This is a genomic window from Methylobacterium sp. J-072 (assembly GCF_022829425.1).
Classification (GTDB): Bacteria; Pseudomonadota; Alphaproteobacteria; order Rhizobiales; family Beijerinckiaceae; genus Methylobacterium.
In genome coordinates this window covers 15,812-30,977 of record NZ_JAKSYK010000160.1, presented here as the reverse complement: position 1 = coordinate 30,977, position 15,166 = coordinate 15,812, and the positions used below count along the sequence as shown (strand labels likewise).

Here is a 15,166-nt window from a genome sequence, read left to right as displayed (position 1 = left end):
ACCGGTTCCGGTCTCCACCGGAATCGGTGCCCCAATCCCGCCGCGATACCGCCAGAAGAGCGCCCAGAAGGCGCCGCGCCGGCGACCCGGCGGAGGCTTAAAACAGGGTTAACGTTCGTATCGACGTTTGCGAAAACAGTCGTGCTCGCAAAGATTTACAAGCCATTCACCACGATTGGCGCTTTGCCGACTCGGTGCCCGCGCCGTTAAGTGGCGCGAAGGCCACGACCCCCCAAAATCCCCTGACGATGGCCTCCCGCGCGTTTGCTTGGCAGGGGAATCCCGCTAAGAGCTACGCTTGGACCTGAAGCCACGCTTGGACCAGGGTGACAGGACGACCGGTCAACGGCCGCCTGTGACGGGCTAACCCCCGCGACCAGAACAGAAACGGGCGATTGCATGATGTCGTTGACGGGGAAGCCCCGACGTAAGTCGGTGCGGAAGACCATCGTCCTAGTCGCTGCCGGTGCGGGCCTGGTCCTGAGCGGTGCCGCCCAGGCGCAGCAGATCGTCGTCCAGGGCAACCAGCGCGTCGATGCCGACACCATCCGCTCCTACGTGACGGGAACCGCCTCCGGCTCCTCCGAGGAGGCCCGGCGCAACCTGCTCGCCAGCGGCATGTTCTCGGACGTGAAGGTCGCCCAGTCCGGTGGACGCACGGTGGTCACCGTCCGCGAGAACAACCTGATCAACCGGGTCGTCTTCGAGGGCAACAAGAAGATCGAGAAGGCCACGCTCGAGGGCGTGGTCGAGGCGAAGGCCCGCGGCCCCTACAGCGAGGCCATCGTCAACGCCGACCTCGCCCGCATCCGCGACGTCTACAAGCGCTTCGGCCGCGGCACCGCCAAGGTCACCTACCGCACCGTTGACCTGCCGAATGGCCGGGTCGACGTGATCTACCAGGTCGACGAGGGCGACAAGACCGGCATCATCTCGATCAACTTCGTCGGCAACAACGCCTATTCGGAGCGGACCCTGAAGGGGCTGATGAGCTCCTCCGAGATGAACTTCCTGTCGTTCATCAAGACCTCCGACGTATACGATCCCGACCGCATCACCACCGACCTGGACCAGGTGCGCCGCTACTACCTGAAGAACGGCTACGCCGACTTCCAGGTGGTCAGCGCCGACGCCCGCTACGTCGAGGCCGACAGCTCGGGCTACGTCATCACCATCACGGTGAACGAGGGCGAGCAGTACAAGGTCGGCGCGGTGGCAGTGGATTCCCGCCTGCCCGGCATCGACACCGCCAAGCTCGACGGCAACATCACCGCCGCGGTGGGCGACGTCTACAACGCCGACGACGTGGAGCGGACGCTCAACAACGTCACCCGCGAGGTCAACCGCGCCGGTTACCCGTTCGCGCAGGTCCGCCCGACCGGCCAGCGCGATCCCGCGACCCACCAGGTCTCCCTGGGCTTCGTGGTCGAGGACGGCCCGCACGTCTACGTCGAGCGTATCAACATCCGCGGCAACACCCGCACCCGCGACTACGTCATCCGCCGCGAGCTCGATATCGCGGAAGGCGACGCCTACAACCGCGTGCTGACCGACCGGGCCGAGCGGCGCCTGAACGGCCTCGGCTTCTTCAAGAAGGTCCGGTTCTCCAACGAGCCCGGTTCAGCGGCCGACCGCGTGGTCATCAACATCGATGTCGAGGATCAGCCCACGGGTTCGTTCTCGGTGGCGGGCGGCTACTCCACCCAGGACGGCATCATCGGCGAGGTCTCGGTCTCCGAGTCGAACTTCCTCGGCCGCGGCCAGTATGTCCGCCTCGCCGGCACCGGTGGCCAGTACTCGCGCGGCGTCGACTTCTCGTTCACCGAGCCGTACTTCCTCGGCTACCGACTCGCCGCCGGCTTCGACGCCTTCTACAAATACTCCGACCTGACCCGGTACTCGCGCTACGAGACCACGGTGTATGGCGGCCAGCTGCGCCTGGGCCTGCCGATCACCGAGGAATTCGGCATCACCCTGCGCTACTCGCTGTACAACACCGAGCTGAAGGTCCCGAACACCCTCAAGCGGCCGTACAACGACTGCTCGACGCCGATTCCGGGCTACACTGCCCGTTACCAGCCCGGAACGATCGATCCGAACAGCGGCCGCGACATCGGTGGCCAGGCGCTCTACCCGAACTGCGCGTATGACGGCGAAGCTTCGATCGCCATCAAGGGCTCGCAGGGCAACACGCTGACCTCGCTGGCCGGCCTGACGCTCGCCTACTCGACCCTCGACGTGGTCGGCGCGCCGCGCAACGGCCTCTACGCCGAGCTGAAGCCCGACGTGGCCGGCCTGGGCGGCGACTCGAAGTTCTTCCGCGTCACCGCGGATGCGCGCTACTACAAGGAGCTGTTCGAGGATGTGATCGGCTTCGTCCGCTTCCAGGGCGGCCACATCAACGCCATCGACGGCAAGCCGCTGCGCGTCACCGACGAGTTCTTCCTCGGCCCGTCGCTGGTCCGCGGCTTCGCGCCCAACGGCATCGGCCCGCGCGACGTCGGCATCGCCGATGCCCGCTCCAACGCCATCGGCGGCTCCACCTATATCGGCGGCACCCTCGAAGTGCAGTTCCCGTTGCCCCTCATCCCGCGGGATCTGGGCCTGAAGGGCGCGGTCTTCGCCGATGCCGGTACGCTGTTCGGCTATAACGGCCGGCGGTCGTTCAACGTGAACGGCGACGGCTTCATCAACGGCATCTCGCCGCAGACCGGGAAGTGCAACTTCTCCGCGTTCAACATCGGCGTCGAGCCGGAATGCGTGAACGTCCGCGATACGGCCGCGATCCGCTCCTCGATCGGCGCGTCCATCCTGTGGAACTCGCCGCTCGGCCCGATCCGCTTCGACTACGCCTACGCCCTGACCAAGGACGAGGGCCAGTCGGTCTACGTGCCGCTGCTCGGCAAGGTCGGCCATATCGGCAAGGATCAGACCCAGGCGTTCCGCTTCTCCGGCGGCTCGCGGTTCTGATAAAATCCAGGCGCGCCGGCCGGATTTCTCCGGCCGGCGCGTTGTCACGCATGTCAGATCTCGATTTTTTCGCTGCGACCGGCGCCCTTACCCTGGCCGACGTCGCCGCCGCCGCTGGCGTAGCCCTGCCCGAGGGCGCAGACCCGGAATACCGGCTCACCGGCGCCGCGCCCCTCGAGAGTGCCGGGCCGCACCATCTCGCCTACATGGACAATGCCCGCTACGGCGAGGCGCTGACCCTGACCCGGGCCGGGGCCTGCCTGGTGAGCCCGCGCTTCGCGGCGCGCTGCCCGGCCGGCACCGTCGCGCTAGTGACCCGCGACCCGTACCGGGCCTACGCCGCCCTGCTCGGACGCCTGCACCCCGATGCCATGCGGCCGGGCTCGCAGTTCGGCGGCCGCAGCATCGTCCCCGGGGCCCATATCCACCCGGATGCGCGGCTGGAGGAGGGGGTCACGGTCGATCCCGGCGCGGTGATCGGCCCCGGCGTCGAGATCGGTTCAGGCAGCGTCATCGGCCCGAACGCGGTGATCGGCCCGGGCGTCCGGATCGGGCGCGACTGCTCCATCGGCGCCGGCACGACCTTGAGCCACGCGCTCGTCGGCAACCGGGTGATCCTGCATCCCGGCGCTCGGCTCGGCCAGGATGGCTTCGGTTTCGCCATGGGCGCGACGCATCTCAAGGTGCCGCAGATCGGCCGGGTGATCGTCCAGGACGATGTCGAGATCGGCGCCAACACGACGATCGACCGGGGCGCCTCGCGCGATACGGTGATCGGCGAGGGCACCAAGATCGATAACCTCGTCCAGATCGCCCACAACGTCGTTATCGGCCGCCATTGCGTGATCGTCTCCGGGGTCGGCATCTCCGGCTCGACCACGCTGGAAGACTACGTGGTGCTGGGCGGCCAGGTCGGCGTGGTCGGTCACTTGCGCATCGGCCGCGGCGCGCAGATCGCCGGCTCGTCCAACGTCAACCGCGATGTCCCGCCGGGCAGCCGCTGGGGCGGCACGCCGGCCAAACCGGTGCGGGCGTGGTTCCGCGAACTGACGACGCTGGCGCGGCTGGCCGAGCGCTCCGGCAAGGATCCGGAGAAGGATCCGGCCGCCGACGCCGGGTGATATCGGCCGGTCATCCCGGAAGCCCTTGCATCTCTGCCGATTTCTTCCGAAGAGGGCGTCCGCCCGTCATGGGGGGCGGATATCGGTCCGCCCGATGGCGGTGACTCGAGGTACGGGATTCGATGAGCGAGGCGGCGCGCGACACCAACGAGGAACTGGGCACAGCCGACATCCAGACGCTGCTGGAGTTGCTGCCGCACCGCTACCCGTTCCTGATGATCGACCGCATCGTCGAGATCGATCGCGATGAATCCTGCGTCGGCATCAAGAACGTCACCGCCAACGAGCCGCAATTCATGGGGCATTTCCCCGGGATGCCGGTCTTCCCCGGGGTGCTGCTGATCGAGGGCATGGCCCAAACCGCCGGCGCGATCTGCTGCCGTCACATCCGGACGGACGAGCTGCGGACCAAGCAGGTGTTCTTCATGACCATCGACAAGTGCAAGTTCCGCAAGCCGGTCACCCCCGGCGACCAGGTCCGCTTCCACATGAAGAAGATGAACCACCGCCGGACCATGTGGTGGTTCCGCGGCGAAGCCCGGGTCGACGGCGTGCTGGTGGCGGAGGCCGAGATCGGCGCCATGCTGGTGACAGAGTGAGCGACGCCCTGATCCACCCGAGCGCCGTGATCGAATCCGGCGCCGCGATCGGCGAGGGCGTGCGGATCGGCCCGTTCTGCCATGTCGGGCCCGAGATCGTGCTGGGCGAGGGCTGCGAGCTCCTCAGCCACGTGGTCCTGGCCGGCCGCACCACGATCGGCCCCCGCACCCGGATCTTCCCGTTCGCCTCCATCGGCCACCAGCCGCAGGACCTGAAATACCGGGGCGAGGCCTCGACGCTGACGATCGGGGCCGATTGCCTGATCCGCGAGGGCGTGACCATGAACCCCGGCACCAGCGGGGGCGGCCTCGAGACGACGGTCGGCGATCACTGCACCTTCCTGGCGAACTCCCATGTCGGCCACGATTGCCGGGTCGGCGACCACGTCATCTTCTCCAACAACGTGATGCTGGCCGGCCATTGCAGCGTCGGCGATTACGCGATCCTGGGCGGCGGCGCCGCGGTGATCCAGTTCGCCCGGGTCGGCGCCCACGCCTTCGTCGGCGGCCTCTCGGGCCTGGAGAACGACTGCATCCCCTACGGCATGGTGCTCGGTAACCGTGCGTATCTTTCGGGGCTCAACATCATCGGCCTGCAGCGCCGCGGCTTCGCCCGGGAGGACATCCATGCGCTCCGGCGGGCCTACCGCCTGCTGTTCGCCCCCGAGGGCACGCTGATGGAGCGGGTCGAGGACGTGGCCGCGACCTTCGAGTCCCACACCGCCGTGGCCGAGATCCTCGCCTTCATCCGCGCCGGCGGCAAGCGCTCGATCTGCACGCCGCGCGAGCTTCCGGTCCCGATCGGGGCGGCCTGAGCCTGCCCGCATGGCCGAGGCCGCTCCGCTGCCCGAGGGCACGCTCGTCCTGATCGCCGGCGCCGGCCGGCTGCCGGAGCTCGTCGCCGAGTCGCTGACCCGGACGCACCAACCGTTCCGGCTGATTGCGCTCCGCGGCTTCACCGACCGGTCCCTGCGCGCCCGGGCCGACGCGACCGTCGACCTCCTCGACCTTGCCGCGATCCTCAAGCTGCTCCGCGCCTGGGGCCCGGCCGTGATGGTGCCGGCCGGCGGGGTCTCCCGGCCGAGCCCGGCTGCGCTGCTCAATGCCGGCGCGGCTTTGCGCAACCGCGAGACCCTGCGGGCGATCGCTGGCGGCGGCGACGACCGGCTGCTGCGCGCCGCCCTGGCCCTGGTCGAGGAGGAAGGGCACCGAGTGCTGGGCGTCCACGAGGCCGCCCCGGACCTGCTCTGCCCGGAGGGCCGGCTCGGCCGCCTCGGTCCCGATGCGGAGGCTGCCATCTCGATCCGCACCGGGCGCGGGGTGCTTGATGCGCTCTCGCCCTACGATCTCGGGCAGGCGGTGGCGGTCTCCGGTGAGCGGGTGATCGCCGTCGAGGGACCTGAGGGCACCGACCGCATGCTTGCCCGCGCCCGGGCGCTCGGGCGCAAGCCGTTCGGGCGGGGGCGGGCGTTGCCCGCGACCGTGCTGGTGAAGGCGCCTAAGGTCGGCCAGGACCTGCGCATCGACCTGCCGGCCATCGGCCCCCGGACGGTGCGCAACGCCGCCGCTGCCGGCTGCGTTGGCCTCGCCTTGGAGGCCGGCGGCACCCTGGTGATCGACCGCGTCGCCACCGCTGCCGAGGCCGATCGCCTGGGGCTGTTTCTGGTCGGCTACGGAGCCGAGCCGTGAGCGCCGCCTCCGTGTCCCCATCCAAGACAATCTGGCTGGTGGCCGGCGAGGATTCCGGGGATCAGCTCGGGGCCAAGCTGATGCGGGCGCTGCGGGCGACCGCGCCCGGGACCGTGTTCGGCGGCGTCGGCGGCGAGGCCATGGCCGAGGAGGGCTTTTCCTCCCTGTTCCCCCTCGATGACGTCGCCGTCATGGGCTACCTGCCGGTGCTCGCCCGCGCCCGGACCCTGCTGCGCCGGATCCGTGAGACCGCCGCTGCCGTGGTGCGCGCGAGGCCCGACGTACTGGTGATCATCGACAGCCCGGGCTTCACCCACGCCGTGGCCCAGCGGGTCCGGAAGGCTGCGCCCGGCATCCCGATCGTCGATTACGTGTCGCCGAGCGTCTGGGCCTGGCGGCCGTGGCGGGCCAAGGGCATGCGTGGCTTCATCGACCACGTCATGGCGCTGCTGCCGTTCGAGCCGGACGCGCATCTGCGGCTCGGCGGGCCGCCCTGCACCTATGTCGGCCACCCGCTGATCGAGCGCTTTTCGGAGCTGCGACCCTCCACGGCCGAGAGCCGGCGGCGGGAGGCGGTACCCTACAGTCTCGTGATCCTGCCGGGCTCGCGCCGGGCCGAGATCGACCGGCTGATGCCGGTCTTCGGGCGGGTGCTGGAGCAGGTCTCCCGCATTCTGGAGGTCGAGGCGGTGCTGCCCGCCGTGACCCGCCACCGGGCGCTGATCGAGCGGATGGCCCTCGACTGGCCCGTGCCGGTGCGGGTTCTCACCGGCGGGGAGTCGAAATACGCCGCTTTCCGGGGCGCCCGGGCGGCGCTCGCAGCCTCCGGCACGGTCACGCTGGAGCTGGCGCTCGCCGGCGTCCCGATGGTGGTGGCCTACAAGGTCTCGCGGGCGGAGGAGTTCATCGCCCGGCGGCTGATCCAGGTCCCCAGCATCGTGCTGCCGAACCTGATCCTGGCCGACAACGCCATGCCGGAATTCGTCCAGGCCGAGTGCACCCCCGAGCGTCTCACCAAGGCGCTGCTGCCCCTACTGGTCGGCGGCTCCGAGCGCGACGCGCAATGCGACGCGCTCGCCCGCATCGACGGAGCGATGCGGCTCTCGGGCGACGACACCCCGAGCCGGGCCGCGGCGCGGATTGTATTGAACGCCGCCGCCGGGGGGCGGATGATCGAGATCGCCTGACGCATCGAGGATTACCGGACCCGAAACAGACGTTCCGGTGAACGGCATGGCGAAGTTCTCACCGTCATTGCGAGCGGAGCGAAGCAACCCAGGGAAACGCCACGGTTTGAGATCGCGCGCTGCCCTGGGTTGCTTCGCTCCGCTCGCAATGACGGAGTGGGTGTCATGGATTGAGAATCCCCGCCGTGGACCCTGCGCGCCTCAGTCGCCCCTCACCCCCCGCGCCGGCCGCAGCGGATATAGGCCGCGGTGCCGCGCGCGCTCGACCAGGTGAGGCGGTCGCCGGCGACCATGAGGCGGACTTGGGAGGACCAGTGCCGGCCGCGGTCGCTGCATTCGGCGCCCATCACCCAGGCGTTGCCGACCCGCCGGCTGTCGTGGAAATTGCAGATCGTCCGTCCGGCCCGGGCGCGCTCCTGCGTGATCGTGGCCGGGATGAAGCCCCGGCGGCGGGAGCGGGCGCCGCAGGCCTCGGCGGTCGGGCCCCAGATCCCGACGAACTCGGCGCTGCCGGAGGTCTGAGGCTTGCCGGATGCGACCGCCATCGGGGCGGAGGCGGCCGCCCGCGTGCTCGGCGGCGCCTGGCTCGGGGACGCTTCCGTCGCGGCCTGCAGCGACGCATCGGGGCGCTGCACGTCCGGAATGGCCTCGTCCGGCATGTCGAGCATCACGACCCGGCGGCCGGGGGGCTTCGGCGCTGGCCGAGTCTCGGCCGGCTGGGACCGGAACGGTAGGTCCTCGGTCAGATAGGCGGCGCTGTAGGCGAACAGCCCGGCCCAGCCGAGCACGAGGAGGGCGGGCACGATGAAGCGACGCTTGGAACCGGCTCGGGTCTCCTCACCCGGATCGACCAGCACGACCGCGCCCATTCGATCCCCCTGGTTTAGGCATCCTGCGCCGATTCGGTCACCGGCTGACCGGTGAAAAGCATGCCCCAACAAGAGTCTGGGTGAAACCGTCGTGGTGCTCAGCGTCCGAAAATCCCTTTCAGGAACTGCGCCGTGCGGTTGCGCTTGCGCTTGCGCTCCAGCTCGGCCGCATCCTTGAGCCAGGCCACCTGCACCACGCGCCGCTCGCCCTCGAACGGCTCGTGGCCGTGCCAGGAATTGTCGGCCCGCAGGAAGGCGAACATCGTGCCCATGGTCGGCGGCACCTCGACCGCGAAGGGCGCGTAGTTGCGGCCGTCGTAGAGCACGCGCAGGCGGCCGGCGGCCGGGGCGTCCCAGGCGTCGTTCATGTAGACCAGCAACGTCAGCACCTTCGACGGGCCGTCGGTGTGGATCGAGCCGTATTTCAACTGGCTCTTCCGCATGATGGTGGTCAGCCGCGGGCAGGACACGAGGTCGATGCCGAACTTCTCGCCGAGGATCTCCGAGAACGCGTCGCTCTCCAGCTCGTCGATCAGCGCCTTGAACCGGCCCTTGAGGGCGACCTCGTCCACCGTCAGGTAGCCGGGCTTGGCGATGTCCGGGAAGTCGCGCCGGATCGCGTCGATCGCGTCCGGGTTCAGGACGTTGGTGCCGAGCGTGTACGGGTAGGGCTCGCGGGCCACCGGGGCGGCGCGCACGGCTGAAACATCGAGGATCGAGAGGGCGGACATCTGCGGGTCCCTGGGCTCCAGCGCACGTCGGCCGGCACGCCGGGCGCCGGAGGCGCGTGCCGGAGGATCAGCCGGGAGGCTCGTGCCGGGACCGCCCGTCGGGGGTCCGCGGTCGCACAGTTTCGAGCGCTCTCCGTGGTCCGGAAATCCCATAATCCTGTGATTGCGGCGGTCCAACGGCGAAAGCGGCGTGGTGGCGCATTCCGGTGACAGTCTCGGGCCGCTCGGCCGTGCAGGATGGCGCGATGCCCGAGGACTTTCTTCTCGGGTGCGTCGTGTTTCTGGAACCCATTCGCGATGAGGCCGCTGGTCCTCGCCTTGCTGTGCATTCACCTGGTCGCCGTGACGATCGGGGCGGGCGCGCTCGCCCAGCCTTCGCGCTCGCCGCGTCCAGCCGGCACGGTGCGGATGACCTGCGCGGAGGCGATGGCGCTGGTCAAGAACGAGGGCGACGTGGTGATCGCCGGCGGCACGGCGGCGGAGCGCTTCGTCAGCGGCCCGGGCCAGTGCAGCGGCGCCGAGATCGCCGAATTGCGCTTCGTGCCAACCCGCGACAATCCGCAATGCCCGATCGGTTATCGCTGCCGCGAGCCCGGTTTCGAGGAGTGGAACTGGTAGCGCGGAAAGCGGCCTGACGTCGCGATCGCCGGATCCTGACCAAACTTTCACGTGACAGCGCACGCGAAGTGCCACGTTGTCGCCACGACCCAGGGCCAAGGCCGCCGGGTTGCGTACCCGAAGGGGCGCTCACGTTAGGCGGGAGACACGCGTGGCTTCACTCAGGACCGGGCTCGGGATCCAGGCCGTGCTCACGGCCGTGGCCGCGCTGATCCTGCTGGCGCTCCCGGGGATCCCCAGCCCGCCGCTCTACGTCTCCCTCGCCGGCTTCGTGATGGCCGGCATCCTGGTCGCGGCGAACGGCATCTCGGCCTACCTGAAAGTCTTCGTCTCGGTCTACGGCCTGGGCTACCTGCTGCTCGCCGGCATGAAGACGGTGGCCGCCATGGGCCTGCTGCCCCCGGTGGTCGCCGCCCTGCTGCCGCCGGACTTCGCTGCCACCGGCGCCGTGGTGTTCGGCGCCATCGTGCTCGCCGTCTCGCATCTCGAGCCGATCCGGGCGATCACCGACATCGCCGACCCGTATTTCGCCAACCGCGACAAGCCGACCAAGGAGATCGGCCTGTTCCGCTGGTTCGGCAGCACCGAGGGCCGGATCGGGCGCAACCTCGTCGCCCTGTCGATCTTCGTGAACTTCGCCGACGTGGCGCTGACCCTGCGGTTCAACTTCTTCTACCGCGACATCTACAACTCGCTGCAGGAATACGACGCGGCGGCGTTCTGGTACCAGCTGCTCTGGATCTTCATCCCGCTGGCGACGCTCAACATCGCCATCGGCATGTTCGACCTGTTCGTCGATTCCTCGCTGCACATCCGCTGGCGCACCTGGCTGACCCACAGCCTGTACGAGCGCTGGCTCGGCAAGGGCACCCATTACCGCATCCCGTTCACCGACGAGGAGGCGGACAACCCGGACCAGCGTATCCAGGCCGACGTCAACCTGTTCATCCAGCAGACCGCGAGCCTGTCGATCCGGCTGCTCAGCCAGGCGGCGCAGCTGGTCTCGTTCATCGTGATCCTCTGGACCCTGTCGCGCGACTTCGTCGTGCCGTTCACCGACACGGTGATCCCGGGCTTCCTGGTCTGGCTGGTGATTGCCTACGCGGTGGTCGGCACCTGGCTGACCCACCTGATCGGCCGCCCCCTGATCGGGCTGAACTTCCGGCAGGAGCAGGTCGAGGCCGATTTCCGCTTCTCGCTCGCCCGCAACCGGATCTACTCCGAGCAGATCGCGCTGCTGCGCGGCGAGCGCGCCGAGGCGACCCGGCTGGGCACGCTGTTCCACAGCATCATCGACAATTACGTCGGCATCATCTTCCGCCGGATCAAGCTGATCGCCTTCACGTTCAGCTACCGGCAGGCGAGCGTGATTTTCCCGATGGTGCTCGCCGCGCCGTCGTTCTTCGCCAAGAAGATCACCCTGGGCGCGCTCCAGCAGACCTCGCAGGCGTTCGGACAGGTGCAGAGTTCCCTGTCGTTCTTCGTGGATTCCTACACGACGCTCGCCTCCTACAAGGCCAACACCATCCGTCTCGGCTCCTTCCGCCGGGCGATGAGCAAGGCCGAGGCGCTGGAATCGGCGGGCTACGGGCTGATCCGGGGCAACGACACCGCCAACGGCGTGACCGCCCGGGGCGTGGTGCTCGCCCTGCCGGATGGCCGCGAGATCGTCTCGGCCCCGGAGCTGACCCTGCCAAAGGGCGGCGCGACCCTGGTCACCGGACCCTCGGGCTCCGGCAAGTCGACGCTGTTCCGGGCGATCGCGGGGATCTGGCCGTTCGGCAAGGGCCGGGTCGACGTGCCCGCCGGGCAATCGGCGCTGCTGCTGCCGCAGCGGCCCTACATCCCGCAGGGGACCCTGCGCGGCGCCGTCGTCTACCCGAACACCACCGACCAGTTCTCGGACGACACGATCCGCGAGGCCCTGACGGCGGCGCAGCTGCTGCATCTCATCGACCGCCTCGACGAGACCGATACCTGGGAGCGGCGCCTGTCCGGCGGCGAGCAGCAGCGCCTCGCTATCGCCCGGGCGATCCTGGCCAAGCCCGCCTGGCTGTTCCTCGACGAATCCACCGCTTCGCTCGACGAGCCGTCCGAGGCGAAGATCTACGCGATGCTGCGCGAGCGGCTGCCCGACACCACCATCGTGTCCATCGGCCATCGCTCGACGCTGGACGCGTTCCACGACCGGCGGATCGTCCTGGAGCCGCAAGGCAGCGTCTTCACACCCCGGGAGCGCCGCGAGCCGCAGCCGGCCGAGTAGGCACTATCCCTCGACATCCCGGGAAAAATGCCCCGCAGAAGTTGCGAGATGGAAATATTAAGGAACCTGGGACTGCGGGGTCCGTTTGTCATGCGCTGAATAAATCGGAGGAACGCATGACCAAGATCAAGACCCTTGCGGGCGCCGGCGCTCTCATCCTGATGTCGACCGCCGCCTTCGCGGCGCCGTGCGCGACCGGGACGACCGTGACGCGCGACAAGGAAGCCAGCAAGGCCTCGAACGTCGATCCGAGCGTGAAGACCCCGACCACCCCCGGCGCCAAGGCCGAGTCCCCCGGGACCGTCGGTGCCATGACCAATGCCGGCACCGCCACCTCGCCGTCGGACGTGCAGGCTCAGTCGCAGGGCAAGCCCACCGCTGCGCAGGCCGGCAAGGGCGGCGACGACTGCTGATCGTCGCCAACCAAGCTATTGGATGATGGAACGCCCGCCCGGCTCAGCCGTGGCGGGCGTTCTCGTGTCCGGGGACGGTCAGGCGGCCTTGCGCAGGCCGGACGCGGCCCGGGCCGCGCGCTCGATGGCTTCGCGGTCCGGCGCGCCGGGCTTCACCACCCAGCTGCCGCCGACGCAGAGCACCGACGGGATGGCGAGCCAATCCGGCGCGGTCGCCTCGGTGATCCCCCCGGTCGGGCAGAATTTCACCTGGCCGAACACGGCGGTGAGGGCCTTGAGCGCCTTGATCCCGCCCGCCGCCTCGGCGGGGAAGAACTTGAACCGGTCGAGCCCGTAATCGAGCCCGCGCATGATATCGGCCGCCGTGGCGATGCCCGGCAGGTAGGGTACGCCGTTCGCCTTGGCGGCGTCGGTCAGCGGCGCCGTGAGCCCCGGCGAGACGATGAACTCGGCTCCCGCCGCCAGGGCGCCTTCGAGGTCGCCCGGGTTCAGGACCGTGCCGGCCCCCACCACCGCGCCCTCGACCTGGGTCATCTCGCGGATCACGTCCAGGGCGGCCGGCGTGCGCAGGGTGACCTCCAGGGCGGTCAGCCCGCCTGCGACCAGGGCTTCGGCGATCGGCCGGGCCTGGGCGACATCCTCGATCACCAGGACCGGGATGACGGGCACGGAGCGCATCAGCGCGTCGATGCTGGTCAGATCGTTCATGATCGGCTTCTCCCGTTCGACGTTCAGAGGCCGGCGGCCGCGAGCATGGCCGAGGCGCCCCGCTCGGCGGTGTCGGCCCCGTGGCGCATGAAAGCGAACAGCTCCCGCCCGGTTCCCGCCTCCGGCACCGGCTGGATCGCCGCCTCGCGGGCGGCGAGTTCCGCCTCGTCGACCAGCACCTCCAGCAGCCCTTCGGCGGCGCTGAGGCGGACGATGTCGCCGTCGCGGATCCGCCCAATGGCACCGCCGCCGAGCGCTTCCGGGCTCAGATGGATCGCCGCCGGCACCTTGCCGGAGGCGCCGGACATGCGTCCATCCGTGACCAGCGCGACCTTGTGGCCACGGTCCTGCAGCACCCCGAGCGGGGGCGTGAGCTTGTGCAGCTCGGGCATACCGTTGGCCCGCGGCCCCTGGAACCGCACCACCACGACCACGTCCCGCTCCAGCTCGCCGGCCTTGAAGGCTTTCAGCACGTCGTCCTGGTCCGAGAACACCCGGGCCGGGGCCTCGATGGTCCGGCGGCTCTCCTCCACGGCGCTGGTCTTGAACGTCGCCCGCCCGAGATTGCCCGTCACCAGCCGCATGCCGCCATCGGCCTGGAACGGGTTGTCCGGCCGCCGGATCATGGTCTCGTCCAGGCTCTCCGGCACCGCATCCGCGAAGGCGAGCTCATCGCCGTCGAGCTTCGGGTCGCGGGCGTGGTCGCGCAGGGACTGGCCGGCGACGGTGAGGATGTCGTCGTGCAGCAGCCCGGCATCGAGGAGGGCGGCCATGACGAAGCTCATGCCGCCGGCGGCGTGGAAATGGTTCACGTCGCCCGCGCCGTTCGGATAGACCCGGGCGATCAGCGGCACGGCGTTGGACAGCCGGTCGATATCCTCCCAGTCGATCACGATCCCGGCGGCGCGGGCGATGGCCGGCAGGTGGATCGCGTGGTTGGTCGAGCCGCCCGTGGCGAGCAGGCCGACCGCCGCGTTCACGATCGCCTTCTCGTCGACGCACAGGCCGAGCGGCCGGTAATCGTTGCCGGCGGCGCCGATCTCGGTGAGCCGGTGGATCGCCGCCCGGGTCACGGCCTGGCGGAGCTTCGTGCCGGGGTTGATGAACGAGGCGCCCGGCATGTGCAGGCCCATCATGTCCATCATCATCTGGTTCGAGTTGGCGGTGCCGTAGAACGTGCAGGTACCGGCCCCGTGATAGGAGGCGGATTCGGACTCCAGCAGCTCCGCGCGGCCGACCTTGCCCTCGGCGTAGAGCTGGCGGATCCGCTGCTTCTCCTTGTTGGCGAGCCCCGACGGCATCGGCCCGGCCGGGATCAGGATCGTCGGCAGGTGGCCGAAGCGCAGGGCACCGATCAGCAGGCCGGGCACGATCTTGTCGCAGATTCCGAGCAGCGCGGCGCCATCGAACATGCCGTGGCTCAGGCCCACCGCGGTGGAGAGCGCGATCGTGTCCCGGGAGAACAGCGACAGCTCCATGCCGCGCTGCCCTTGCGTGACCCCGTCGCACATTGCCGGGGTGCCGCCGGCCACCTGGGCGGTGGCGCCGCGCTCCCGGGCGAACACCTTGATCTGGTCGGGATAGCGTCCGTAGGGCTGATGCGCCGAGAGCATGTCGTTGTAGGCAGTGACAATCCCGATATTCATCACCGTCCGGCCGTCGCGCAGCGCCGGCTTGTCCTCGCCGGAGGCGGCGAAGGCGTGGGCGAGGTTGCCGCAGGCGAGCGTCGGACGGTGCACGCCCGAATCGCGCTCCCGGGCGATCAGGTCGAGATAGGTCCGCCGGGACTCGCGGGAGCGCGCGACCACGCGCTCGGTGACCGCCGCGACCTCGGGATGAAGCTCGGTCATGCTCGTTCCTCCAGGCTCGGTGCTGGCGGATCGCCAGGTCGGGGCCGCTTTCGGCTCCGGCGGCGCGATCCGTCGCGCACCGGTATCTAAGGGGTGCTCGGGACGTTGTAACCCGGGGCCCACGCAGGGCGGCCGGGGCACCAGGCGT

Annotated in this window: 13 protein-coding genes; 9 read left to right on the top strand and 4 right to left on the bottom strand. The window is 69.6% G+C overall.

Going from position 1 to position 15,166, the window contains the following annotated elements; genetic code table 11:
• The first annotated feature begins 399 nt into the window (after window positions 1-399).
• From bamA to lpxB, 6 genes are all read left to right on the top strand, one after another.
• Window positions 400-2,970, top strand: coding sequence for an outer membrane protein assembly factor BamA (bamA, locus tag MKK67_RS18285; RefSeq protein WP_243967147.1), 2,571 nt, complete (start codon window positions 400-402; stop codon window positions 2,968-2,970).
• Between the two features lie 50 nt (window positions 2,971-3,020).
• Complete coding sequence (gene lpxD, locus MKK67_RS18280; RefSeq protein ID WP_243967130.1) at window positions 3,021-4,091, top strand: UDP-3-O-(3-hydroxymyristoyl)glucosamine N-acyltransferase; 1,071 nt, start codon at window positions 3,021-3,023, stop codon at window positions 4,089-4,091.
• A 122-nt stretch (window positions 4,092-4,213) separates the two neighbouring features.
• Window positions 4,214-4,690, top strand: a complete 477-nt coding sequence (gene fabZ / locus MKK67_RS18275; RefSeq protein WP_147855074.1) for a 3-hydroxyacyl-ACP dehydratase FabZ — start codon at window positions 4,214-4,216, stop codon at window positions 4,688-4,690.
• Window positions 4,687-5,505, top strand: a complete 819-nt coding sequence (gene lpxA / locus MKK67_RS18270; protein ID WP_243967112.1) for an acyl-ACP--UDP-N-acetylglucosamine O-acyltransferase — start codon at window positions 4,687-4,689, stop codon at window positions 5,503-5,505. Before fabZ ends, lpxA begins: the two co-directional genes overlap by 4 nt.
• 10 nt (window positions 5,506-5,515) lie before the next feature.
• Window positions 5,516-6,379: an LpxI family protein gene (locus MKK67_RS18265; RefSeq protein ID WP_243967102.1), complete on the top strand. Its 864-nt coding sequence runs from the start codon at window positions 5,516-5,518 to the stop codon at window positions 6,377-6,379.
• 11 nt (window positions 6,380-6,390) lie between these two features.
• Window positions 6,391-7,566 carry a lipid-A-disaccharide synthase gene (lpxB, locus tag MKK67_RS18260; protein WP_313899029.1) on the top strand — a complete coding sequence of 392 codons (1,176 nt, stop codon included), beginning with the start codon at window positions 6,391-6,393 and terminating at the stop codon, window positions 7,564-7,566.
• Window positions 7,567-7,778: 212 nt separating this feature from the next.
• Here lpxB and MKK67_RS18255 read toward each other — a convergent pair whose 3' ends face one another.
• A complete protein-coding gene (locus MKK67_RS18255; protein WP_243967092.1) occupies window positions 7,779-8,435 on the bottom strand; it encodes a peptidase inhibitor family I36 protein in 657 nt (218 codons plus the stop codon).
• A gap of 98 nt (window positions 8,436-8,533) precedes the next feature.
• Window positions 8,534-9,166: a 2OG-Fe(II) oxygenase gene (locus MKK67_RS18250; RefSeq protein ID WP_243967090.1), complete on the bottom strand. Its 633-nt coding sequence runs from the start codon at window positions 9,164-9,166 to the stop codon at window positions 8,534-8,536.
• A 297-nt stretch (window positions 9,167-9,463) separates the two neighbouring features.
• Between MKK67_RS18250 and MKK67_RS18245 the strand changes: the two genes are divergently transcribed.
• The 3 genes from MKK67_RS18245 to MKK67_RS18235 all read left to right on the top strand — a co-directional run bounded on the left by MKK67_RS18245 (window position 9,464) and on the right by MKK67_RS18235 (window position 12,460).
• Window positions 9,464-9,784 (top strand): hypothetical protein, encoded by a 321-nt coding sequence (locus MKK67_RS18245; protein ID WP_243967083.1) that lies wholly within the window; start codon window positions 9,464-9,466, stop codon window positions 9,782-9,784.
• 151 nt (window positions 9,785-9,935) lie between these two features.
• Window positions 9,936-12,047, top strand: a complete 2,112-nt coding sequence (locus MKK67_RS18240; protein ID WP_243967081.1) for an ABC transporter ATP-binding protein/permease — start codon at window positions 9,936-9,938, stop codon at window positions 12,045-12,047.
• Window positions 12,048-12,163: 116 nt separating this feature from the next.
• Entirely contained in the window at window positions 12,164-12,460 is a 297-nt protein-coding gene (locus tag MKK67_RS18235) for a hypothetical protein (protein WP_243967070.1), read from the top strand.
• A gap of 78 nt (window positions 12,461-12,538) precedes the next feature.
• Here MKK67_RS18235 and eda read toward each other — a convergent pair whose 3' ends face one another.
• Together eda and edd are read right to left on the bottom strand one after the other, a co-directional pair.
• Entirely contained in the window at window positions 12,539-13,168 is a 630-nt protein-coding gene (eda, locus tag MKK67_RS18230) for a bifunctional 4-hydroxy-2-oxoglutarate aldolase/2-dehydro-3-deoxy-phosphogluconate aldolase (protein ID WP_279594836.1), read from the bottom strand.
• Between the two features lie 23 nt (window positions 13,169-13,191).
• Window positions 13,192-15,018, bottom strand: coding sequence for a phosphogluconate dehydratase (gene edd, locus MKK67_RS18225; RefSeq protein WP_243967068.1), 1,827 nt, complete (start codon window positions 15,016-15,018; stop codon window positions 13,192-13,194).
• Between the last annotated feature and the right edge of the window lie 148 nt (window positions 15,019-15,166).